Raw genomic sequence first — 755 nt, forward strand, 5'->3', positions numbered from 1 at the left:
CTTTTAAATATTCTTTGCATATTTTAAAAAACAAGATGGTTATTTTCGGAAGTGCAGCGAATGTTGAAAACTTATTTACAGCGAATACTGCTAAGCTTCATAACTTTGCAGCCATTTATAATGATCCTATCTCAATAACAGCTTATACACAAATGGCTATTTCGATAAGAGAAAAATCAAATAAAGTATTTAGAGATATAAAAAAAGACAAACTTTTAAAAACAATCACAGGTATAGGAAATGATAAATTAAATACTCATATACATTACAATAATAACACTTCAATATATTATTTTAATCATTATCCAGATTTTACATTAATGAGTTATGAATTATTCACAGAAATTGTTAAGCAATCTTATGACTCGATTTCGCAACAGGAAGAATTAATAAATTATTATAATCAGAAAAAGAGAATATTTAAAGAACAAATAAAGCATGGGAAAGTTATACATTTTTATCCGTCTTCATTATTAATTACACTTGCTACTGAAGACGAATTCCTATTAGGACTAGACGATTGTATCATTAATCCTAAACTTTTCTTAACGAATAATCAAATCAAAAAATTTTATTTTGATATTATATACTTACTAAAAACCGAACCTAATTTTCATATTTGCTTAAATTCTAATGCTTTTATATCTTCTCTCAGTTCTACTCATGGTTGCATTTTACAGAATAATTTACTATTTCTTTTTGCAAATAAAAATATTCGTAGATATTTTTTTAGTACAAATCCAACTTTACTAGAA

General features: G+C 24.9%; 1 protein-coding gene. It reads left to right on the forward strand.

The features are described from left to right. The coding region (locus tag ACW2QF_RS16550; RefSeq protein WP_455717117.1) for a hypothetical protein at positions 1-755 on the forward strand (755 nt) is incomplete at both ends.

It is taken from the genome of Anaerosporobacter sp. (assembly GCF_965301125.1).